25 protein-coding genes are annotated in these 22663 nt (G+C 37.0%); 15 read left to right on the top strand and 10 right to left on the bottom strand.

Annotation, left to right across the window (positions count from 1 at the left end; translation table 11 throughout):
* Positions 1 to 208: 208 nt before the first annotated feature.
* From cyoE to ACP8HH_RS15265, 7 genes are all read left to right on the top strand, one after another.
* Complete coding sequence (cyoE, locus tag ACP8HH_RS15295) at positions 209 to 1126, top strand: heme o synthase (protein WP_438312746.1); 918 nt, start codon at positions 209 to 211, stop codon at positions 1124 to 1126.
* Between the two features lie 166 nt (positions 1127 to 1292).
* Positions 1293 to 2069, top strand: a complete 777-nt coding sequence (locus ACP8HH_RS15290; protein ID WP_438312743.1) for an amino acid ABC transporter substrate-binding protein — start codon at positions 1293 to 1295, stop codon at positions 2067 to 2069.
* Positions 2070 to 2141: 72 nt separating this feature from the next.
* Positions 2142 to 2801: an amino acid ABC transporter permease gene (locus tag ACP8HH_RS15285; protein WP_438312741.1), complete on the top strand. Its 660-nt coding sequence runs from the start codon at positions 2142 to 2144 to the stop codon at positions 2799 to 2801.
* A gap of 14 nt (positions 2802 to 2815) precedes the next feature.
* Entirely contained in the window at positions 2816 to 3562 is a 747-nt protein-coding gene (locus tag ACP8HH_RS15280; protein WP_438312739.1) for an amino acid ABC transporter ATP-binding protein, read from the top strand.
* 167 nt (positions 3563 to 3729) lie between these two features.
* The gene (locus ACP8HH_RS15275; RefSeq protein WP_438312736.1) at positions 3730 to 4524 is read left to right on the top strand and encodes a VLRF1 family aeRF1-type release factor; all 795 of its coding nucleotides are present in this window, start codon (positions 3730 to 3732) and stop codon (positions 4522 to 4524) included.
* A 146-nt stretch (positions 4525 to 4670) separates the two neighbouring features.
* The gene (locus tag ACP8HH_RS15270) at positions 4671 to 5885 is read left to right on the top strand and encodes a carboxylate--amine ligase (RefSeq protein ID WP_438312735.1); all 1215 of its coding nucleotides are present in this window, start codon (positions 4671 to 4673) and stop codon (positions 5883 to 5885) included.
* Positions 5886 to 6039: 154 nt separating this feature from the next.
* The gene (locus tag ACP8HH_RS15265) at positions 6040 to 6891 is read left to right on the top strand and encodes a glycerophosphodiester phosphodiesterase (RefSeq protein ID WP_438312732.1); all 852 of its coding nucleotides are present in this window, start codon (positions 6040 to 6042) and stop codon (positions 6889 to 6891) included.
* Positions 6892 to 6925: 34 nt separating this feature from the next.
* Here ACP8HH_RS15265 and ACP8HH_RS15260 read toward each other — a convergent pair whose 3' ends face one another.
* The gene (locus ACP8HH_RS15260) at positions 6926 to 7108 is read right to left on the bottom strand and encodes a hypothetical protein (protein WP_438312729.1); all 183 of its coding nucleotides are present in this window, start codon (positions 7106 to 7108) and stop codon (positions 6926 to 6928) included.
* Between the two features lie 61 nt (positions 7109 to 7169).
* On the opposite strand from ACP8HH_RS15260, the gene ACP8HH_RS15255 reads away from it, so the two are divergent.
* Together ACP8HH_RS15255 and ACP8HH_RS15250 are read left to right on the top strand one after the other, a co-directional pair.
* Entirely contained in the window at positions 7170 to 7316 is a 147-nt protein-coding gene (locus ACP8HH_RS15255) for a hypothetical protein (RefSeq protein ID WP_438312727.1), read from the top strand.
* A gap of 50 nt (positions 7317 to 7366) precedes the next feature.
* A complete protein-coding gene (locus tag ACP8HH_RS15250) occupies positions 7367 to 8509 on the top strand; it encodes a DEAD/DEAH box helicase (RefSeq protein WP_438312724.1) in 1143 nt (380 codons plus the stop codon).
* A 50-nt stretch (positions 8510 to 8559) separates the two neighbouring features.
* On the opposite strand, the gene map is transcribed toward ACP8HH_RS15250, so the two are convergent.
* The 3 genes from map to ACP8HH_RS15235 all read right to left on the bottom strand — a co-directional run bounded on the left by map (position 8560) and on the right by ACP8HH_RS15235 (position 10611).
* Positions 8560 to 9306 (bottom strand): type I methionyl aminopeptidase, encoded by a 747-nt coding sequence (gene map / locus ACP8HH_RS15245; protein WP_438312721.1) that lies wholly within the window; start codon positions 9304 to 9306, stop codon positions 8560 to 8562.
* Between the two features lie 126 nt (positions 9307 to 9432).
* Positions 9433 to 9756, bottom strand: coding sequence for a DUF4870 domain-containing protein (locus ACP8HH_RS15240; protein WP_438319210.1), 324 nt, complete (start codon positions 9754 to 9756; stop codon positions 9433 to 9435).
* 93 nt (positions 9757 to 9849) lie between these two features.
* Positions 9850 to 10611: a tryptophan-rich sensory protein gene (locus ACP8HH_RS15235; protein ID WP_438312718.1), complete on the bottom strand. Its 762-nt coding sequence runs from the start codon at positions 10609 to 10611 to the stop codon at positions 9850 to 9852.
* A gap of 164 nt (positions 10612 to 10775) precedes the next feature.
* On the opposite strand from ACP8HH_RS15235, the gene ACP8HH_RS15230 reads away from it, so the two are divergent.
* A complete protein-coding gene (locus ACP8HH_RS15230; protein WP_438312715.1) occupies positions 10776 to 12578 on the top strand; it encodes a M3 family oligoendopeptidase in 1803 nt (600 codons plus the stop codon).
* A 7-nt stretch (positions 12579 to 12585) separates the two neighbouring features.
* Positions 12586 to 13131 carry a GNAT family N-acetyltransferase gene (locus tag ACP8HH_RS15225; protein WP_438312713.1) on the top strand — a complete coding sequence of 182 codons (546 nt, stop codon included), beginning with the start codon at positions 12586 to 12588 and terminating at the stop codon, positions 13129 to 13131.
* Positions 13132 to 13248: 117 nt separating this feature from the next.
* Here the strand turns inward: ACP8HH_RS15225 and ACP8HH_RS15220 are convergent, their stop codons facing one another.
* From ACP8HH_RS15220 to ACP8HH_RS15210, 3 genes are all read right to left on the bottom strand, one after another.
* The gene (locus tag ACP8HH_RS15220; RefSeq protein ID WP_438312711.1) at positions 13249 to 13821 is read right to left on the bottom strand and encodes a beta-class carbonic anhydrase; all 573 of its coding nucleotides are present in this window, start codon (positions 13819 to 13821) and stop codon (positions 13249 to 13251) included.
* A gap of 78 nt (positions 13822 to 13899) precedes the next feature.
* Complete coding sequence (locus ACP8HH_RS15215) at positions 13900 to 14040, bottom strand: hypothetical protein (protein ID WP_438312709.1); 141 nt, start codon at positions 14038 to 14040, stop codon at positions 13900 to 13902.
* A gap of 99 nt (positions 14041 to 14139) precedes the next feature.
* Positions 14140 to 15372 carry an aminopeptidase gene (locus ACP8HH_RS15210; protein WP_438312707.1) on the bottom strand — a complete coding sequence of 411 codons (1233 nt, stop codon included), beginning with the start codon at positions 15370 to 15372 and terminating at the stop codon, positions 14140 to 14142.
* Between the two features lie 186 nt (positions 15373 to 15558).
* Between ACP8HH_RS15210 and motA the strand changes: the two genes are divergently transcribed.
* Together motA and motB are read left to right on the top strand one after the other, a co-directional pair.
* Positions 15559 to 16374, top strand: a complete 816-nt coding sequence (motA, locus tag ACP8HH_RS15205; RefSeq protein ID WP_438312705.1) for a flagellar motor stator protein MotA — start codon at positions 15559 to 15561, stop codon at positions 16372 to 16374.
* A complete protein-coding gene (motB, locus tag ACP8HH_RS15200) occupies positions 16358 to 17116 on the top strand; it encodes a flagellar motor protein MotB (RefSeq protein ID WP_438312703.1) in 759 nt (252 codons plus the stop codon). Before motA ends, motB begins: the two co-directional genes overlap by 17 nt.
* A 105-nt stretch (positions 17117 to 17221) precedes the next feature.
* On the opposite strand, the gene ACP8HH_RS15195 is transcribed toward motB, so the two are convergent.
* Together ACP8HH_RS15195 and ACP8HH_RS15190 are read right to left on the bottom strand one after the other, a co-directional pair.
* Complete coding sequence (locus ACP8HH_RS15195) at positions 17222 to 17443, bottom strand: DUF1128 domain-containing protein (RefSeq protein WP_438312701.1); 222 nt, start codon at positions 17441 to 17443, stop codon at positions 17222 to 17224.
* Between the two features lie 75 nt (positions 17444 to 17518).
* Positions 17519 to 18883, bottom strand: coding sequence for an alanine/glycine:cation symporter family protein (locus tag ACP8HH_RS15190; protein WP_438312699.1), 1365 nt, complete (start codon positions 18881 to 18883; stop codon positions 17519 to 17521).
* Positions 18884 to 19102: 219 nt separating this feature from the next.
* Here ACP8HH_RS15190 and ACP8HH_RS15185 point away from each other — a divergent pair, with 219 nt between their 5' ends.
* Positions 19103 to 19483: a YtxH domain-containing protein gene (locus ACP8HH_RS15185; RefSeq protein ID WP_438312697.1), complete on the top strand. Its 381-nt coding sequence runs from the start codon at positions 19103 to 19105 to the stop codon at positions 19481 to 19483.
* A 26-nt stretch (positions 19484 to 19509) separates the two neighbouring features.
* Positions 19510 to 20511, top strand: a complete 1002-nt coding sequence (locus ACP8HH_RS15180) for a YihY/virulence factor BrkB family protein (RefSeq protein WP_438312695.1) — start codon at positions 19510 to 19512, stop codon at positions 20509 to 20511.
* 29 nt (positions 20512 to 20540) lie between these two features.
* Here the strand turns inward: ACP8HH_RS15180 and ACP8HH_RS15175 are convergent, their stop codons facing one another.
* Positions 20541 to 22445, bottom strand: a complete 1905-nt coding sequence (locus ACP8HH_RS15175; RefSeq protein ID WP_438312693.1) for a heavy metal translocating P-type ATPase — start codon at positions 22443 to 22445, stop codon at positions 20541 to 20543.
* Between the last annotated feature and the right edge of the window lie 218 nt (positions 22446 to 22663).

Raw genomic sequence — 22663 nt, 5'->3', positions numbered from 1 at the left:
TCGGGTATGACAGTTATTTCTGTTGTACCTTTTTTAAATTATGAAGTAATATCCTAAAGATATGTCCTTTTTGAGAACAGTACGTAGCTACTTCTAGAAATTATGGTTGAAAGTGTTTAATTTAACTGAAACTAAATGGTATTATTAATAATGATGAAGAATAATTCAAATGAACTTGTTTAAATGATTTTTAAGGGGAAGATAATATATGATTACGGATGTGGTTCCTTCTTTGAAAAAAGATAGAAGTATTTCGAGTGTGGTTGCAGATATCAAGTCCCTTTTTAAAGGACTTGTTTTAATTGCGAACGTACTCCCGGTTTTTGTAGGATATTGGTTGGCGCTTCATTTTACAAATGCATCGTTTATTGATCATCTGGATGTGTTCTTTTTAACGATGATTGGAAGTACGGTATTAATGGCCGGTGCTCTGGTGTTAAATAATTGGTACGATGTGGATATAGATACGGTGATGATTCGAACACAGCAGCGTCCTACGGTCACAGGGAAAATATCACTCAAAACTGTTTTGGTACTCGGTATAGCACTTTCGATTATAGGCTTTGTATTTTTATTATTTACCACTATAGAAGCAGCGATTTATGGATTTATTGGGTGGTTCACCTATGTTATTTTATATACAATGTGGTCAAAACGTCGATATACGCTTAATACTGTAATTGGTAGTGTTTCCGGGGCTGTAACGCCGTTAATTGGATGGGCTGCGATAGCACCTGCAATGCATATTGTTCCTATTGTTTTGTTTATCATTTTGTTCATTTGGCAAATTCCACATACATTTGCGATTGCAATGAAGAAGAGTGAAGAATACCGAATTGCTGATGTCGCGATGCTCCCAGTGGTTTATGGCTTCGATATGACAAAGCGACAAATGGCCGTGTATATTATTTGTTTGCTGCCATGGCCATTTTACTTAAGTTCACTCGGCATAACCTTTGTGATTGTTGCGACAGTCCTAAATATAGGTTGGTTCATTGTTAGCGTGAGTAGTTCTTATATAAAAGACGATTATAAATGGGCGCAGATCAACTTTCTTTATTCCGTAAATTACTTAGCAATCCTTTTCATAATGATGTTTATAGCTACACTCCCTTTTTTCAATTAAAATGAAACTGCATATTTATTTCGTAAGACGACGGTAGATTCCGTCGTTTTTTTATTTTTCACGATAAAATACTATGAATTATGTTCAAATCATGATATCTTATTAAGTGTCAACACGTTAACGTACTAAAGTATATTAGCTAAATAGGAAAGAGGTTTAATAGAATATGAAAAAACTAATGACACTACTACTAATTATGACGGCATTTTCTGTTCTTCTAATGGGTTGTTCGAAATCAGGAAGCACGGATAAAGACAAAGAATTGATTATTGGGGTAGATGATAAATTCGCACCAATGGGGTTCCGTGATAAGGATAATGAATTGACGGGCTTTGATATTGAGTACGCTAAAGCTGCAGCAGAACATATGGGAATGATAGTAAAGTTTCAGCCTATCGATTGGAAAACGAAAGAAACAGAACTGAGCAGTGGTCGGATCGATTTAATATGGAACGGGTATACAATTACGGAAGATCGTAAAGCAAAGGTTCTGTTCACAAAACCATACTTAAGCAACGCTCAAGTAGTTGCGACGTTATCGGACTCAGCAATTGAGGCTTTAGAGGACTTGGACGGTAAAATTGTTGGGTTGCAAGCATTGTCATCTGCTTCGGATGCCCTGGCGGCGAATCCAATCCAATCTAAAATTAAATCCATTTCCGAATATGCGGATAATGTCTTAGCGCTTACAGACTTGAAAATTGGTCGTGTCGACGCTGTCGTAATTGATGAAGTCGTTATCGATTACTATATGTCCCAAGAACAGGACGTGTTTAAGGTGATTGGCGATGAGTTAGCGCCAGAAGAATACGGAATCGGTGTAAAAAAAGGGAATGAAGAATTGCTTGAGAAACTTCAAGCAGCGCTGGATAAAATGAATGAAGATGGAACTGCTGAAGAAATTTCAATAAAGTGGTTTGGCGAAAATAAAGTATTAAAATAAAACGACCCAACAAATTAGAGGCAAACAGGTTTTCCTTGTGAAACCCTGTTTTGTTTTTGGAGGAATCTTTTAATGTCCTTAGACTATATCATCTCAATAATGAAACCGATGCTTGAAGGGGCACAACTGACCGTCATTCTATTTTTGATTGCCATTGTTGCGTCCATTCCACTAGGCTTCTTGCTTACACTCGCTGTCCGCAGCAGCTTCAAACCACTATCGGTATTTGGACATGGTTATATTTATCTAATGCGTGGAACACCTTTATTACTGCAATTATTATTTATTGTATTTGGATTGCCACTTATTCCGGTTATTGGCGAATACTTAGTTTTAGATCGTTTTGTTGCGGCATGTTTAGGATTCATTTTAAACTATGCTGCGTATTTTGCGGAAATTTTCAGAGGCGGTCTACTAGCGATTGACAAAGGCCAATATGAAGCATCGAAAGTGCTTGGTTTGAATAAATTTCAGACGACAACGAAAGTTGTTTTACCGCAAATGTTCCGCATCGCACTTCCAGCCGTGGCAAATGAGTCTGTGACGCTTGTAAAGGATACTGCACTCCTTTACGCAGTTGCTGTCCCAGAGTTGTTACACTTTGCCCAGACCGCGGTGAATCGAGACTTTACAATCGTTCCGTTCTTTATTGCTGGAATTCTTTATTTGGCAATTACTCTTACATTAACGCTATTCTTTAAATGGTTAGAACGACGGTTTAACTATGACTGAAAGGGGCACTCACTTTGGCACTCGTTGAAGTAACGAATCTAAAGAAATCATTTGGACAACTTGAAGTCCTCAGAGATATTTCATTTGAAGTCGATAAAAATGACGTCATTGCAATCATTGGGCCATCTGGCTCTGGAAAAAGCACAATGCTGCGTAGTTTAGTTCACCTTGAAGAAATAAACGGTGGAAGCATTCGCATTTCAGATGATTATTTAGTAAAAGACGGAATATATTCGAAACCGCAAGAACTTAAAAAAATCACTGCCAAAATGGGTATGGTCTTTCAACATTTCGATCTCTTCCCTCATTTAACTGTTTTGGAAAATCTGGAACTGGCACCAAGGTTAATTAAGAAAGAAAGTATAGAAGTAATTAAGCGGAGAAGTAAAGAGTTATTGGAGAAAGTCGGTTTATCCGATAAAGCCAATGTCTATCCATCAAAACTATCGGGTGGACAAAAACAGAGGGTTGCTATTGGTAGAGCATTAATGATGAGCCCTGAAATCCTGTTGTTTGACGAACCGACTTCCGCCCTAGACCCTGAGCTCACTGGCGAAGTATTGCAAGTGATGAAAGACTTGGCAAGGGAAGACATGACGATGATTGTCGTCACGCATGAAATGGATTTTGCGAAAGAGGTAGCGAATCGTGCCATATTCATGGACAATGGTGAAATCGTCGAAACGGGCCATCCGGTAGACTTACTTACAAATCCTCAATTAGACCGAACAAAAGCCTTTTTAAATCGCAGTTTAAAATGAAAAATATAAATACCCTACTTGAGACAATCTTGAATTGTTTCTAGTAGGGTATTTTTTTGTGGAAATTCGTAGAAGGACAGTAACAAGATGTAAAAACTGTTGTTATAAGCTACGCCGCCGAAGGGCATGCTTGGTATGTGTGAAAAATGAAGGAGGTTTTAGGATTAATGTCATTAAGCAAAGAGTTGGAGTCTTTAAAGGACTTTCATTGCGACAAACGCTGTGTGTTAAGTGTGTATTTGAATACCAATCCAGGTGATCCTGAACAATTAAATGGGGCATGGAAAATTCATTTAAAAAGCGGCATGAAGAGAATTGAAGAATACTTGAAATTGTCCAGTGATGCAGACGAAATTAAAGCATTTAGTAATCTAAGGGAAAAAGTTACGAAGGAAATCGAACATAGTCAAAACAACCTGAACAAGGGAGTAGTAATTTTTGCATCTAAAGAGCCCGTGCTATGGTCCGTTCACTACGTTCAAGTGCCAGTGAAAACAAGTTTTCATTGGGAAGATTATCCTGTGATTGAGGAAATGGAATATATGTACAAAGCGTATCCGGAAGCAGGTATTATACTTCCAAGCTTTGGGGAAGTGCGTGTTTTGGACACAGCTATGGGCTTTCTTGAGGATGAACTAAAGTATCGATTCGATCCAAATATTGAAGTATGGGGCGAAGAGAAACGTATGGATCCCACAAACCGACATGTAATCGGGAGTAGCAAAGTCGACATTTTGGAACCGAGATTGAAAGAGAATTTAGGAAGGTTCTATAAAGGAATGGCTGATATTGTAGAGCGATTGAGAAAAGAACGAAATTGGAAAGAAATTCACATTACAGGGGAGGCGGAATTAGCGGAAGCTTTTGCAGCGACTCTAAAGACTAAATCAACGAGTTGCATCTATAAGAATTTAAATAACAGCAGCGTGCATGACATCATCCATCAAGTTTTTGAAAAATGAAGACCTGTGCTATATACTGAAATGGTATTAGAATTTCAGTATATAGCACTATTTTTGTCGAATTAAACAGAGCACTGGCTTCGCTTTCTTGACATTGAAAAACACTGAGCCTACACTGTTTATAGCGAAAAAACTTGGAGGGTATTATGACAAAACATCCATTCATTCCAGTAATCATTGGAACAGATATAAATGCATATAACATGGCAATCTCTTTTCACGAAGAATATAATATTAGACCGATACTAGTAGGAAAAGAACCTTTATCCTTTACTAGTTTAAGTACGATTATTGGAAACATCGAGTTGGACGTAAATTTCCACAAAAAAGAAACTTTCTTGCAATTATTGAAGAATGTTGCCAAAAAATATACTCAACCTGGTAAAAAAATGATTTTGATTGGAACGAACGATGCATATGTACGAATGATATCAGAAAACATGGATGAGTTAGCAAAGGATTATGTTTTTAATTATATTCCAGAATCACTAATGAATACATTATTAGTGAAATCGAACTTTTATAAGTTATGTGCAGAACACGATATTGACACACCAACAACGTTTATTTACTCATGTCTTGAAGATGAAAAATTTACTGAGGAAATGCTTTATCCCGTTATTGTGAAGCCAAGTAACGGTGTGGAGTACTATTTGAACAGTTTTCCAGGGCAACAAAAGGTATATAAAGTCGATACAGCGGATGAGGTGCAAGCTGTCATCGATAAAATTAAAGCAAGCGGATATAAAGAAGATCTAATTATTCAAGACTTCATTCCAGGTGACGATACATATATGTGGGACTCAGTCGTCTATATGAACAGTGACGGAAAAGCAGAACTGGTTACACTTGGTCAAGTTGTGTTACAAGAGCATACAGTGACAGCAATCGGAAATTACACTGCTGTAATAACCAGGTTCAATGAAGAGTTAATGATGAAATTAAAAGGTTTTCTAGAAGATATTAATTATGTTGGTTTTGCCAATTTTGATTTGAAATATGATGAACGTGATGGCAAATTTAAAGTCTTTGAAGTGAATATTAGGCAGGGAAGATCCAGCTACTACATAACTCAGTGTGGACACAATATGGCAAAATACTTTGTGGATGATTTAATTTATCAAAAACAAAAACCACTTACGCTGTTAAATGAAAAATTCTTATTTACGATAGTACCAAAAATTGTGTTAAAAAAATTCGTTACAAATAAAGCAATCAACGCTGAGGTCCGAGCATTATTAAAAGCTAAGAAATTTGGAAATCCGTTATTTTATAAAAAAGATCGTAGTTTTAAACGAAAACTTTATTTATTTGCTAGACAAATTAATTACTATAAAAAGTATAGAGATAGTCAGTGGTAATAAGCCCCTCTTACTAGTTATAAAACCCTTATGATCTCATGGAGCTTTGTGACTATGAAATAAGTAGTTACAGGAAGAACTTCTTATGTTAAACTATTGTTAAATAGAATCATTAGAATTATCCGAGAATTATAGAGATCGTGGGGTTTTATCTATGGGGGAATTACGAAACAGAAAGTTAATGAAACTGATTGGACTAGTATGCGCGTGTATGCTACTACTTGTAGGTTTTAAAGAGTCGTACATTATGGAACCCGTAGAAATGGGTGGTATGGTAAGCGTGGCCCATCGCGGTGCATCAGGATATGCTCCGGAAAATACACATGCAGCATTTCGTAAAGGGTTAGAATTAGGTGCTGATTTTTTAGAATTCGACTTACATCTATCTAAAGATGGAGAACTCGTAATCATACATGATGATAAAGTAAATCGGACTACAAATGGCGATGGTTTTGTAAGCGATTACACGCTTGCTGAGTTAAAGAAATTAGATGCAGGTAGTAAGTTTCATAAAGATTTTAAAGACGAAAGAATAATTACATTAGAGGAATTGTTTTCGGACTTTTATGGTCAGATAGGTTTACTAATAGAAATAAAAAAACCTTCAAAATATCCCGGTATCGAAGAAAAAGTAGCTGCTGTATTGGAAGAGTATAACGATTTAAGTAGTGTAGTTGTACAATCCTTTGATATCGAATCGATGAGAAAAATGCATAATCTTGTACCAGAACTTCAAATTGCATTACTAATGAAGAGATCCGCTATTCAGCTTACTTCAAAGGAAATTGAAGATCTTACATCATTTGCGACATTTATTAATTTTAATATTTCGTATGTAAACAAACATATTATCGATCAAATTCATAGTTTTGGTGGTAAAGTTTTGGTTTGGTCGGCTAAAGATGTGCGTTCTATAAATAAAGCCTATCAGTATGGTGTAGATGGAATAATTACCGACTTTTCAATTTGGCCGCTAGAAGATGTAATTTTTATTGCAAAGGAATAAGAAAACCCAGTACTTTAAAAAGTACTGGGTTTTCTTATTTATTTTCAGTAGGATTATTATAACTTTCGCTATTAGATTTGATGGAATCTTTAGCGTCTTGCTTAATTTTATTCAATTTTAATTCCGCTTTTTTTGCAGCATTGTCAGCGACTTCAGACCAGTTAGGCTCGCTGCTTGCTTCTGTAGTAGCTTTATCCGAATAACTTTTACTGTTCAAAAGAAACGCCTCCATTCAATTTGGATTAATTTCATAACTCCTCTTATATGATTCCCATAATATGAAGGAATTAAACAATCATATTAAAAGTGTTGGGGAAATTGAAGCAATCGAAAACTATATGCAAGTATTAGGACAAATAGAATCACTATTTTTGGAATCTGCTTATAAAAAAATGCAGAACACGCATATTACTTATAGTGCATAAAGGGTTAGCTATGATACACTAAAAAGAGCAGATTGAAAGTAGGGGTAAATATGTCCTTTTTAGATAGTATGGATGATGTTTTTAAAGAAAAATGGAAGTTCCAGCATGAGCTTCCTGTACAAACACAGATGATACCGGCCATGATTTCTGGTAAAGACATTGTGGCAGAGTCGCCAACGGGTACAGGGAAGACGCTTGCTTATGTCCTTCCGATTCTACAACTTGTTGACGGTCAAAAAAAGCAAACACAGGCGCTTATTGTAACTCCGTCTCAGGAGTTGTCTATGCAAATTGTGAATGTTATTCGCGATTGGGTAGAAGGAACAGACATTACAGTGACGCAGTTAATAGGCGGAGCAAATATTAATCGTCAATTAGACAGATTAAAAAAGAAGCCAACGATTGTAGTTGGAACGCCTGGCCGACTTGATGAACTCGTTAAGACGAAAAAGCTGAAAATGCATGATATTCGCTATATTATTCTTGATGAAGGCGATCAGTTATTATCAAGAGATCACCGAGTTGCTGTGAAAAATATGATTGAAAACTCGAATCCTGAGCGTCAGATTGCAGTCGTATCAGCAACAATTACAGAAGAAATTGAAATCATTGCAAACAAATTTATGAAGGATCCACTTCGAATACAAGTTTCTTCTGAAGAAATGCCGAAGTCTGGGAAAATTGTTCATTCGTTTGTGAAAACGGATATACGTGATAAAACCGACTTATTAAGAGGGCTTTCCCATCTTAAAAAGATTCGTGCTCTTGCATTCATTAATAATGTGGATCAAGTTCGGATGAGAGAGATGAAACTGAATTACAATAAGGCTCCAATCGTAGTTCTTCATTCTGACATGAAAAAGTTTGAACGCCAGCAAGCACTGGAAAATTTCCGTAAAGGGGATGTCAGTGTTTTAATAGCGACTGATCTGGCAGCCAGAGGTCTTGATATTGAAGGTCTGACACATGTAATTCATGTTGATGTCCCGCATACAGTTGAGCAGTATTTACATCGATCTGGAAGAACAGGTAGAGCAGGTAAAGATGGAGAAGTGTTAACATTCTTATCTTACACAGAAGAACGTGATTATCGAAAACTTACAAAAGGTATTAAACCGGTACAAAAAATATGGCGTGATGGCAAATTGCTGGAGAAACCAGCAAAAACAGAAGTAACAAAAAGAAAGAAATGAAAAAAGGGCGATTCCAAAATCCAGTTAAGCTGGATAATGGAATCGTCCTTTTATAATTGTGTAAGTATAATGGGCTTGCCTTTAGTTACAATAATTGTATGTTCAATTTGGGCAACGAGTGAATTATCTTCTGTAATGAATGTCCATCCATCACCGGATTCAATAATATTCTCCGCTTTTTCCGAAATGAACGGCTCAACAGCAAGGACCATTCCTTCTACTAAAAGAGTTTTATCCCAAGGATCATAATAATTTAAAATATGCTGTGGTTCTTCATGTAGAGATTTTCCAATCCCATGGCCAGTAAGATTTCTAATAACTGCTAGACCATGACTTTTAGCTTCTTTTTCAACTGCTTTACCAATACCACTTAAGCTAGATCCTGCTTTTACTTTAAGCATTGCACGATCAAAAGCGCTTTTGGCAACGTCGCATAATTGCTGTTTTTTGGCATCGGGTGTACCAGCGACAAAAGAAATCCCTGTATCCGCAAAATAGCCATCAATAGAACCAGATACGTCAATGTTCACTAGGTCACCGTCTTTAATGACTCTTGGGCCGGGCATACCATGTGCGACTTCATTTCCGACGCTTATGCATGTATATCCTGGAAAGTCGTAAGCTGAAATTGGAGCAGAAATTGCGCCTCTTTCTTCAAACAATCTTCCACCAAGTTCGTCAATTTCTTTTGTAGTCATACCGGGCTTTGTAGCTTCTTTCATTATATCTCTAATTTCGGCAACGATTTTACCGATTTTTTTTAGAGCTGTTATTTCCTGTTCTGTTTTAGCAATCATTTAACACAAATCCTTTCTTCCGTTCCTTTATTTATATACCACACTATATCATATTGCTAAGTATAAAAAAGCCTACAACTCTTGAAAATGTTGTAGAACTTATTATTGATTTTTACGATATAACCGTTATTTTATTAACCTAACACCCTGTATGATATTCCAAATGAAAATAATTGCGGTAATCAATCCATAAATGAACATAAATAGTATTGGGCTTATACTCCAAAAATTAGAACTGCCTTGCATCATATCAAACATTCTATTTTCCAAAGAAAAGATTGATAATGAGAATAGGATAAATCCGACTATAAGTAGAGCAATAGGGATAATATGCGAAATCAGAGATCTCTTAGCATGCGTTCTTACTTCCGTATCATTTGTTACTAAATATATGATAATTGGTAGAAGCAATGGGGAGAAGAGAATACTGAAATAGCATAATGCGGACAATGTTTTTTTATTCGGCAATAGAAATCAGCCCCCTCATTCGTATCATGTATAAAGAAGAGGTAGATTATACAAGAAATAAAAAAACACCACATATCAAATAGATGACGTGTGATGTATTTTATATGTTTTTGATTTATTCTTTCTAGGTAAAAACAAAATGGTCACGATTAATACCATTATTAGAAATAAAGCCGCGGCAGATACAAAGAGCTCTTCAAATCCATTTTTCACGGCGATGCCTGTGAAAACCCAAATGAAGACCAGTGTAAATGAAACATCGTGGTAGTGGTAGATGAAATGCAGTGCAATTGCCGTAGCAATTGTTAAGTAAATAACTGTCCAAAGCGGCGCGCTTAACCCCCAACCAGACCATTCATGAAGTGTTAGTACATAAAGTATATTTGTAATAAAAGTAACAACAATCCATGCAAGGTAAACTGCAATCGGTATTCGTTCAAATAAGCGATTACTAGTTCTGGGATAAGTAAGATAAAGTAAATTTAGTGTCAATAGAAGTGCTCCAAGCGTTATTAAAGACAAAGTGAAAAATTCGTAATGCCAAAGCAGAATTTGAACAATATTAAAAACTGAGCCCGAAATGAAGAAAATAGATCTTCGAGTAGATAATGGGTGTACTAAATTATTACGTTCCTTCCAAAAACCAAAAATCCATACAGCTATAAGTGAATAAATGACGAGCCAGATTAACTGTACATAGCTAGCAGGTGTAAAAAGAATTGGAATTCGATTCGAAATCTCAAGGGAAGTACTCCCATTGAATGGCACTATATTTGCTGCTCCATTGACAAAAACAACGGCAATGAACGAAAGGGTCATAAAAAAGATTCTTAGCATATTTAATATCCTCCTACTTAGACCAGTATACATAGGAAAAGGGTGTTCTGCGAAATAAAGTATGGAGTTTGTGTCACAGAATGAAATAGTTCGCAAATCGAAGTTTAATGATACAATATAGAGGTGTATTTAGAAAATTTAGAACGTATAAGGGGGAAACATCATTGACGAAAGTGAACTATTCAGAAGTATGGGATCTAGATGTGTTTTTTGAAGGCGGTAGTAATTCAGAAGAATTAAGACTCCATTTAAATAACTTGAAAGCAAAAATTGCATCATTGGAAAATACAACAGCGCAATTCGAAACACCAACATCTGCGAATGATGATTCGAAAGTGTTTGACATCATCGAAAAGACTAAAGATGTTGCGCTGAATATGTCACAAGCAAGTGCAGTAATAGGTTGTTTTCTTGCTGCAGACACGACAGAAAAAAAAGCTTTACTTCTTCAAGGTGAAGTAGGTATATTTAGCGCAAGTTTTTCAACGGCATTACTTCAATTTCAACAAGTATTGGCAAAAGTAGATGAAGACGTTTGGAATTCATTAATGGAGTCTGAAAAGTTGAAAGAATTTACTTTCGTACTGAATGAGTGGCGGGATGAGGTTGGTCTAAAGTTATCCGGAAAAGAAGAAAGTTTAATCACATCTCTTAGTGTCGATGGATACCATGGTTGGGGCCAACTTTATGATTTACTAGTTGGTAACATCAAAATTGAGCTTGAAGTGGATGGTGAATTGAAAACGCTATCAGTCGGTCAGGCAAATAATCTAAGCTCACATAGCAATGGAGAGGTACGAAAAAAATCGTTTGAAGCCCTCGAAAAAGCTTGGGAAGAAAAAGAAGACTTTTTTGCCTCTGCACTCAATCATCTTGCTGGCTTTAGACTTGCGGTATATGAAAAACGTGGTTGGGAATCTGTTTTAAAGGAACCATTACTTCGTAACCGAATGAGTGAAGAGACGCTTGACGCAATGTGGGGTGCAATTGGTGCAAGTAAAGAACCTTTCGTTAATTATTTGAACATTAAGGCAAAAATGCTTGGAACAGATAAACTGAATTGGTATGACATTGATGCACCAGTTACTTCTTCGACAAAAGAAATAAATTATCAAGAGGGTGCAGAATTCATTTTGGAGCATTTTGGAAAGTTTGGTCCAGAGCTTGAAGCATTTTCCCGTAAAGCTTTTGAAGATGGCTGGATTGAAGCAGAGGATCGCCCCAACAAACGGCCAGGTGGCTTTTGTACCGGAATGCCAATGTCTGAACAATCGCGAATATTTATGACTTATAGTGGGTCTATGTCGAATGTTGCAACACTTGCACATGAGCTAGGTCACGCTTTCCACTCATACGCAATGAGGCCTGTTCATTGGATGAATCGTCAATACGCTATGGGGGTTGCCGAAACGGCTTCTACCTTTGCAGAAATGATTGTTGCCGATGCAGCAGTAAAAGCTGCGGAGACAAAAGAAGAGAAAATTGCTTTGCTAGAAGATAAAATCCAACGCAGTGTAGCATTTTTTATGAATATTCATTCAAGATTCCTTTTTGAAACAAGATTCTATGAAGAACGTAAAAAAGGAATAGTCCCAGCATCGCGACTTAATGAACTAATGGTAGAAGCGCAGCAAGAAGCATATGGTGGAGCGCTTGATACTACACATCCACATTTTTGGGCATCAAAACTTCATTTTTATATTACTAGAGTACCTTTTTACAACTTTCCATATACATTCGGATACTTATTTTCACTAAGTATTTATGCAAAAGCACTAGAGGAAGGTACAGACTTTGAACAAAAGTATATGGCATTACTTCGTGACACAGCATCTATGAGTGTTGAAGATCTTGCGATGAAACATCTCGGAGAAGATATTACGAAACAAGATTTTTGGGCAAAAGGAGTAGCACTTTGTGTGAAGGACGTTGATGAATTCATGGAACTAACGTCAAAAGAAGGGTGATAGGAAATTGATAGTGCTTGAAGGTGAAAAGTGTTATTTACGTATATTAACCGAAGATGATGTTTTCGCGTTCACAGAACTTTTAACAGCTAATAAAAATTACTGGTCTGTTTTTGAACCAAGACAAGATGCAAGCTTTTTCACAGTTTCAGTTCAAAGGGATAAGATACGAGAATCATTATTTCAGATGAGAGACCGTAGAGAATATAATTTCGGGATTTTTGAATCAGATACAAATCGTCTCGTAGGGCATATTTCACTCTACAGCATCAAAAGACTTCCTTTTTCTAGTGGGTTCATTGGCTATTCAATTGACGAAAACATGGTGGGTAAAGGAATTGGCTCAGAAGCGGTTCGTCTCGTTACTACTTTTTCTTTTGAAAAAGTAGCCTTGCATAGAGTGGAAGCTTATGTATCCCCAAGAAATAAAGGATCCATAAAGGTTTTAGAAAGGTCTGGTTTCTTACAAGAAGGATTACTTCGAAAACTCCTTTATATTAATGGAGTTTGGGAAGATCACTACTTGTATGCTCATATTGAAAATGATTATTGAAAGGGTAAGGCCGCTTTGCGGAAATTGACAGCAAAAATAAAAAGCCGATTCCTCTAATTAGAGAATCGGCTTTTTACATTATGCTCTTGTCTATTTCCCGGGGAATTTGTCGAGAGTTTAGTATTGAACTAAATTGTATCCATCAACAATAACATCCAGGTGGCCTGTTTCAGGGTTCGCTACAAGTCCATGAACTGGAACTTTTGGATCCATAAGTGGGTGATTGCGAACGGTGTCAACACTTTGCTTTACGCTGTCCGTAACATCGTTAAACCCACGAAGCCAGTCCTCCATGTCGATTCCGGAGTTCTTTAGTGTCTTAAAAAGGCTTTCATCAATTCCGCGGTGTACCATATCTTTAATAATTGTCGCTGTATCGATAGAGCTCATTCCACAGTCTTGGTGTCCAATAATAAAGACTTCGTCTGCTTGTAACTCATAAACAGAGATAAGAATACTACGCATAATTCCACCAAATGGATGGGTTACAACTGCACCAGCACTTTTTATGATTTTTGCATCGCCGTTTCTCAAGTTCATAGACCTAGGAAGTAATTCTGTTAGCCTTGTATCCATACAAGTAAGAATTACGATGCGCTTATCGGGAAATTTAGTCGTTGCATATTTTTCGTACCTTTTATCCTTAACAAATTCATCATTGAATTCAAGTATATCTGATAAAATCGTCATAAAAAGCCCCCATCCGAATTGTAATCAATTACATTTTTTAAAAAGGGGTAAAGAAAAGAGTCGCCAAATTGGCAACTCTTATAGTTTTACTTCAGGTTTTGGATCAATTCTAACTGAGTCAGAAGATGGCATATCTAGTGTAATGTAGTGCATAATAAATGCAGCTGACAGTCCAACTATAACTACGAATCCGATAACAGTGGTATACATCAAGCCCATAACAATGACTCCTCTCTACATGTTTATGTATTCATTATACAACAGTTTCTTGAATTTATTAACTAAAACTTGATATTCCTTTAGTAATTGTGACGTATTTTAGAATGCCCAGTTGCCTTTTCTGAAAATAGGTTCACTCTGCCCGTCATCGTGAATTCCATCAATATCCATATATTCAGAACCAATCATGAAGTCCACATGGGTGATGCTTTGGTTTAGACCATGCTTTTCAAGATCTTCGGGTGACATTGTTTTACCACCTTCAATACAAAAGGAGTAGGCACTACCGAGTGCAAAATGATTCGATGCATTTTCATCAAACAATGTGTTGTAAAATAGTATCTGTGATTGAGATATTGGAGAATCATGTGGAACTAGTGCAACTTCTCCTAAATGTTTAGCACCTTCATCTGTATCGATGAGTCGTTGTAGTACTTCTTGTCCTTGTTCTGCTGAAACTGCAGTTACTTGGCCATTTTTAAATGTAATTTTAAAATTATCTATGATGTTGCCACCATAGCTAAGAGGTTTAGTGCTTGAAACATAGCCGTTAACTCCTGTTTTTAAAGGAACAGTGAATACTTCTTCAGTTGGCATATTGGCCATAAAAGCATGTCCTTTTTCATTAAGACTGCCCGCTCCACACCATAAATGCCCAGCAGGCAATTCAACTGTTAAATCTGTACCTGGTGCAAGATAATGCAGTTTTCTATAGCTTTTGTTATTTAAATAATCAACTTTAGAATGAAGTTTTTTATCGTGTTCCAACCATGATTGAACAGGATTCTCGTTGTCTGCACGGACTGCTTTTAAAATGGCATCCCAAAGTGCATCAACTTGCTTGTCTTCAGAGAGGTCAGGGAACACCATCTTAGCCCATGCTTTGGAAGGAGTGGCAATTACAGTCCAACTGATTTTATCGGACTGTATGTATTGCCTGAACGTGTTTAGAGCTTTTCCAGATGCTTGCTGAGAATCTCCAACACGTGTTGGGTCAATACCTTTTAACAAGTCAGGACTTTGAGAGACAATCGTCATGAAAGCAGCACCTTTTTCTGCTAATTGTTCTCGCTCCATTACTTTCCACTCAGGAAATTCAATGAATGAATCACTTGGAGCCTTTTCAAAACGCAGGCGAGAAACGGTTTCGTCACTCCAGTCAACAAAAACTTGTCTTGCACCAGCATCGTAGGCTTTTTCTGTCACAAGTCGAACGAATTCGGCAGATTCAATTGAAGCGCTTACATACAGATATTGATTTGGTTGAATGTTGACTCCGACTTTCACTGCTAGTTCTGCATACTTAGATAAATATTGATTAAAAGCGGACATATAAAAAAACTCCTTTCCTTATTAACTATATACTAACAAGGTTAGGGTGGGAACTGCAATAGTTAACAATATTAAGCATTTGTGACAGAGCCCAAACTACTCTTCATATATTCCATCAAATGGTCTAAAGAATTATAGAAATAAGCCGAAATAAGAAAGAGAATGGAATATTTGGAGGTTCTACATATGGATTTGTCAACAGTTCTTGGTCTTATATTAGGGTTTGGTGCTATTTTAGTCGGAATGGTGTTAAAAGGTGTTACATTAGGAACGTTGTTTAACATAGCTGCCATTCTAATCATTATTTTTGGTACAGCCGCAACTGTTATCATTGCCTTTCCGATGAGTGAGTTAAAGAGTATTCCAAAGCTCTTTGGCGTTATTTTTAAAGAGCAAAAGCTGGCATCAGATTCAGATGTGATTCGTATGTTTTCTGAATGGGCGGATGTTGCGCGTCGTGAAGGTCTATTATCTTTGGAGGCAAAGACAGATGCTATCGAAGATCCATTTTTAAAGAATGGTCTTGGACTCGCGATTGACGGTCAAAATGCGGATTATATTCGTGACGTTTTAAATGAAGAGGTTGACGCAATGGAAGGTCGACATTCTGCAGGAGCACTCATTTTTACACAAGCAGGTACATATGCACCGACGCTAGGTGTTCTAGGGGCAGTTGTTGGACTAATTGCTGCTTTAAAAGACATGAATGACATTGAGGCACTAGGTACAGCCATAGCAGCTGCATTCGTTGCGACTTTATTGGGGATTTTTACTGGGTATGTTTTATGGCATCCTTTCGCTAATAAGTTAAAACGAAAATCGAGCATTGAAGTTAAGCAAAAAATGATGATGGTAGAAGGTATTTTATCCGTCCTTGAAGGAGAAGCACCACGTGTTATTGAACAAAAGCTTGCATCTTACTTATCTATAGAAGAACGTCGCAAGCTGACAGCCGAAAGACCAGTAGAGAAGGAGGCTGGCCAGTTTGGCGAAGAGACGTAAGAAACCTAGGGATTCGGGACATATTGACGAATCATGGCTATTACCATATGCAGATTTAATGACTCTACTTCTGGCGGTATTCATTGTATTGTTTGCCTCGAGTACAATTGATGAAATTAAACTTCAACAACTTTCTACAGTTTTCAGTGAATTGTTTGATGGTGGACAAGGAATAATGGATAGTTCAGCACCAACGCCAGTCCCGGTACCGAAAGATTCGATAGGCGAGGATGATGAAAGTCCTTCATATATTGAAGATCGACGCTCCCTAGAAGAGATTCAAGATCGATTGGACGAGTATATCGCCGTTAATGAACTTGAAAACATGTTTGAAACGCAATTGAAAGATGAAGGTCTTCTTGTAACAATTAGGGATAGTGTGCTCTTTAACCCTGGAAAAGCCACTATTGAAGAAAAATACTCAGTACTTGCAAATGAAATTACAGCGCTGTTAGTATTTGATAAACCGCGGCAAATTATTGTAACAGGTCATACCGATAACGTTCCTATAGGCAGTGCGGAATTCGCATCTAACTGGGAACTAAGTGTTATGAGGGCTGTTAACTTTCTAAAGAAAATCGTAGAAAATGAAGGGATTGACCCTTTATTATTTAGTGCAAAAGGATATGGTGAATATCAGCCGATTGCATCGAATGATACAGCAGAAGGCCGTAGTAAAAATCGGCGAGTTGAAGTGTTAATACAACCATTAGTCCTACAAGATGGAAGTGCATTTGAATAAAAAGACTCGCCGTAGAAATATACGGCGAGTCTTTTTATGATGTTCATAGAGTAAAATATACTTCCCTCTATAAGAATGAAGAATATTAAACTACCTAATTCATTATTACTTGCGTAATGATCCAAGTTCTGCCGCTATTGCTTCCAACTCATTAGAACTTATATGCTTGCGTTTCATGACCATTTCATAAATATAATGAAGGTCTTCATATTTATCCGTGTCGAAGTTTTCTGCTTTCATCGCATCTACATTGACCATACGAATCTTTTCTTTGATTTGTTCAATCATGTACATTGTGTTCTCAGTTGTCGGGTTTGTTAAATCCATAAATAGTAACCGCCTTTCGTTTGCTTCTTACTAATCATTTCATTAATACTCGACAGTGTCAAATAGAAAATGCATTTATGCTTTCTTTGCTTTTGCTTCCTCTTTTTCTTCTTTAATTTTATTTTGAATACGCTTTGTTTCCAGAATGATTACACCAGACAATCCAAGAAGTCCTATTAAGTTTGGAATTGCCATAAGTCCGTTTAGAACGTCTGCGAATGCCCATACAACGTTTAGTTTTGCTGTAGCACCAACAAAGATAAAGAGAACGAATACTACACGGTAGACTTTAACAGCAGTGTTATTCGGGAATAAGTATTGGAAACACTTTTCTCCGTAGTAACCCCAACCGAAAATTGTAGAAGTGGCAAAGAATAATAGTCCTATAGAGACAACAATTGGACCGGCCCCGCCAAGGAACGTACCAAATGCAGCAGCTGTTAGCGCTCCTGCTTCGATTCCAGTATCTTTCCATTGACCGGACATTACGATTGTAACTCCTGTAATTGAACAGATAATAAGTGTGTCAAAAAGTACTTGTGTCATTGAAACAAGTGCTTGTCTACCAGGCAAATCTGTTTTTGCTGCTGCTGCTGCAATTGGAGCAGATCCAAGCCCAGCTTCGTTGGAGAATAGACCACGTGCTACTCCAAAACGAATAGCTGCACCAACGGCTCCACCTAGAGCTGCTTCACCAGTAAATGCAAACTTGAAAATCGTTGCAAACGCTTCGGGAACAAGGTTGATATTCATAACCATAACAATCGCCCCGGCAATTATATAGAACAAAGCCATGATTGGAACGAAAAATGAAGTAACTCTACCAATGGATTTAATTCCTCCTAGAAGTACTGCTCCAGCAAGAAGGACAAGTGCAACACCTGTAATCCAATGCGGAACGGAGAAGGTTTGTGACATTACATCTGCTACTGCTTTAGCTTGTGTACCATTTCCTATACCGAATGCAGCAAGTGCTCCGAATATCGCAAATAAAACCCCAAGCCATTTTTGTTTTAAACCATGTTCAAGATAGTACATCGGCCCCCCAGCCATTTGTCCATTGGCATCTTTTACACGGTACTTAACGGCTAGGACGGCCTCACCGTACTTTGTTGCCATTCCGAAGAAACCAGCCATCCACATCCAGAAAATCGCTCCCGGCCCACCTAAGACGACTGCAGTGGCAACTCCGACGATGTTACCAACCCCGACAGTGGCGGCCATTGCGGTCATTAGGGCTTGGAAATGACTAATATCTCCTTCTGATTTTTTATCTTGGTTTTTAGTGAATACAAGTTTTAAAGCATAAGGCAATAAACGTAATTGAATTAATCCAAGTCTAAAAGTTAAATAAATACCTGTACCCACTAAAAGAATTAGTAACGGCGGACCCCAAATAATACCACCCAGCTTATCTAAAATACCTTCCAACCAATCCATTCCACTTCACTCCCCTTGTCAAAAAAACAATAACTATTTCTCTAGTAACGGAATTACTGGTCACTCCTTTCCGGCTATATAACCGAACCTAACCTAATCTTCCGAAAGATTAGTCAATTCGTCAAGCATTATTTTTATAATTCGTTATTTATTGTTTTTAATTGTATGATTGAGGGTAATAATGTCTAATGTATTGAATTAGAAACTGGAGGTTTTAAAATGGGGAAAAGTAAACTTGGTTTTTTTATTATGATTGGTGCCCTCACTGGTGCAATAGCCAGTATGATGGATCGAAACACGCGAGTAATACTTGGTAAGCGGTTAAAGCATATGAAATCCGAGGTAGAGTTTTATTCGAAAAATACGGATTTATTAAAAATTAAGTTTGATGAAAAAAAGGATAAGATTCAATCGGTGGTAGGTCAGTTTACCGAAGATGCAACATATGTTAAGGAAAAGGTTGACGAATTAAAATTACTGACCCCACAAGTGAAGGACCTTGTTTCTGAAACGAAAGAAGCATTTACTGAATCGAAGGAGGAATATAAAACAATTGTTAGCGAAAGCACCAATACAAGTGGGTTGAATACAAAAAAGTAAAATGTGATGAAAGGAGTGTTGAAAGTTTGAAAAAAGACGTTCATAAAACTCCTGAAAAAATTAATCGTGTTGATGGAAACAAAAGTAAAGATCATAAATCATCAGGTTTTATGAGTAATTCACAAGTTATGAAATTTTTTAATGATGTAAAGGATGGCGATTTGGAAAGTTTTGATGTAACTACTACAAATGGTTTTATTAAGGAACTTCTTACAAGAATCAGAAATGTAGATGTCACAGGACTCGGTTCACAACTTGCTTTCTTTTTCCTGTTATCAATGTTTCCCTTACTTATTTTCATATTTACATTGCTACCTTATTTAAATCTTGATCAGGCACAAATATTAATTTTTATAAGAGATTTTGCACCTGCGAGTGTGGCATTGTTAATTGAAGATACATTAGGTGAAGTGTTTAATAATAGGAATAGCGGGTTATTACCTATTGGGGCGATTGCAACAGTATGGTCTGCTTCAAAAGGAATGAACGCTTTAACTAAAGCGTTAAACCGCTCCTATTTCAAAGAAGAGACACGACCTTATCTAATTTCACGTGGAATGTCTGTTGTATTTACAGTCATGCTTATTGTTGTACTAGTTATTGCGCTTGTGCTACCTATTTTTGGCCAACAGATTGGTATGATTGTTTTCTCCTATTTAGGTTTCGAACATAGCTTTGTTCAAATTTGGAATAGTTTTCGATGGGTTTTTCCTTTGGTTTTAATATTTCTAGTGTTTACTGTTATTTACTGGGTTGTTCCGAATTTGAAATTGCATATACTCAGCGTTCTCCCAGGCGCAGCATTTGCAACGATTGGTTGGATAATTACCTCTCTAGGATTCTCGTTTTACGTTGGTAGTTACGCAAATTATTCAAATACGTATGGAAGTATCGGTGGAATTATTGTATTGATGATGTGGCTGTATTTCTCTGCAATTATTTTAATGCTTGGCGGACAAATAAACGCTGTTATGGCTGAAAGAAAAAACTTAATCAAAGCGAAAATAAAAAGCAAAGCCGTTAGATAAACATACGGCTTTGCTTTTTAACATTCATTTTATTCGATTCGATTAAGCATTCGTAGTCCGTTTAAAATAACGAGTATCGTACTTCCTTCGTGACCAATTACACCAAGTGGTAGATCGACTATTTGCATGAAATTTGAAATGATAAGTATTGTAATAACGGATATTGAGAAAAACACATTTTGTTTTACAATCCTTTGCATTTTTCTTGATAGTTTAATCGCATAAGAGATGCGTGTAAGATCGTTTTGCATTAGGACGATGTCTGCTGTTTCAAGGGCTACGTCTGTACCATCTCCCATTGCAATACCGCTTGTAGCAGTTGCAAGTGCGGGCGCATCGTTTATTCCGTCGCCAACCATACCAACTGATTTATACTTTTTAAGCAATACTTTTAGTTGTTCAACCTTTGTTTCGGGTAAACATTCTGCAACATACGAATCGAGTCCTGCCTCTTTTGCAATTACTGCAGCCGTTTTTTCGTTGTCACCTGTAAGCATAACTGTATAGATCCCGAGGTCCTTTAAACGTTGTATAGCAACAACAGCCTCTTCACGAAGTGTGTCTCTTAATGCCGCTATTGCGACGATTCCTTTACTATCGCTTAGAAAGATCACAGTTTTACCTTCTTCAGCAAGTTTTAGTGCGATACCCTCTTTAAAATCTTCAGCAATCTCTCTTCCAACAAAGCGCGGATTTCCAACTAAGTATTCCTCATCATTGATTGAAGCACGTATTCCATGACCAGGGACGTCTTCAATTTCAATTCTCTCTTTAGGAACAACTCCATTTTCTTTAGCATAGTTGGTAATCGCAATTGCGAGTGGATGATTAGACTGAGATTCGATACTTGAAAGGATATCAAGAGCAATTTCAGATTCCATATCCTCACGAGTATGAAAGTCTGTAACTATGGGTTTACCTGTTGTAAGTGTTCCAGTCTTATCAAAAGCAATTGTTCGAAGCGATCCAAAATGTTCAAGATGTATACCGCCTTTAAAAAGAACACCACGTTTAGCTCCATTTGAAACGGAGGCTAGGGTAGCAGGCATAATTGATGCCACAAGGGCACATGGTGAAGCAACTACTAGTAAAACAATTGCACGATAAAAGGTCGTTGTCCAATCCCAATCAAATAAAAAGTGGGGAAGAAACATCATTACGACTACAGATATAAGTACAACCTTTACATAAGTTCCTTCAAATTTTTCAATGAATTGCTGTGAAGGTGACTTTTCACTTTGTGCGCTTTGAACAAGTGTAATTATTTTTTGGAAAAGTGTCTCTGAACTTGGTTTTGTCATCTTCATCTCAATCGCACCGCTTAAATTCACCGTTCCTGCAAATAACTCTTCACCCGTACTCTTCGTTACAGGTAGAGATTCACCATTAATAGCGGACATGTCAACAGAGGTTGAGCCTCTCGTTATTTGACCATCTACAGGAATTCTTTCACCGGGTTTAACTAAAAGAATAGATCCGACTAGTAGAGAAGCGGTGGAAACCTTAATGTCCGTACCATCTTTTTGAATAAGCCATGCTTCCTCAGGCTGAAGTTCCATGAGTGAAGATATTTCTTTATGACTTTTATTCAAAGTAAATGTTTCAAGGGCTCCACTAATAGCGAAAATAAAAATTAAAATTGCACCTTCCGCCCAGTATCCGATAATTCCGGAACCTATGGCTGCGAAAACCATAAGCATTTCCACGTTCAATTCCCGATTTTTTATTGTTTCTTCAATGCCTTCTTTTGCTTTGGCGAAGCCTCCTATTAAAAAAGCGATGATATAAAGAGTTGTAGAAGTGTTTGCTTCACCATTTTTTCCGATAATCCAAGCTAAGATAATAAGTACACCTGAAAGAAGTGCTGCGATGAGTTCGATATGTTCTTTCCAATCAATTACAATCCTTTGCCGTTTTTCAACATTTGCAATCAATACTTTTCCCTCCTAATTGAGAATGATAGTCAATATCAAAAGACTCTATAAAATAGTAAAGTCGGTTCCCTGAAGGGGGAGACCGACAAAATAAGAGCTTTTCAATCGAAAATTAATGAATTATACATTATAATAATTATTATATGGTATTGATTATCTCATTATATCATATCATATGCAAATTGAAAATCTAAGCAGTAATTTTCTAGAACTTTATT

The organism is Sporosarcina sp. FA9 (assembly GCF_051550205.1).
Lineage (GTDB): Bacteria > Bacillota > Bacilli > Bacillales_A > Planococcaceae > Sporosarcina.
This window is presented reverse-complemented; position numbering and strand designations above follow the sequence as displayed.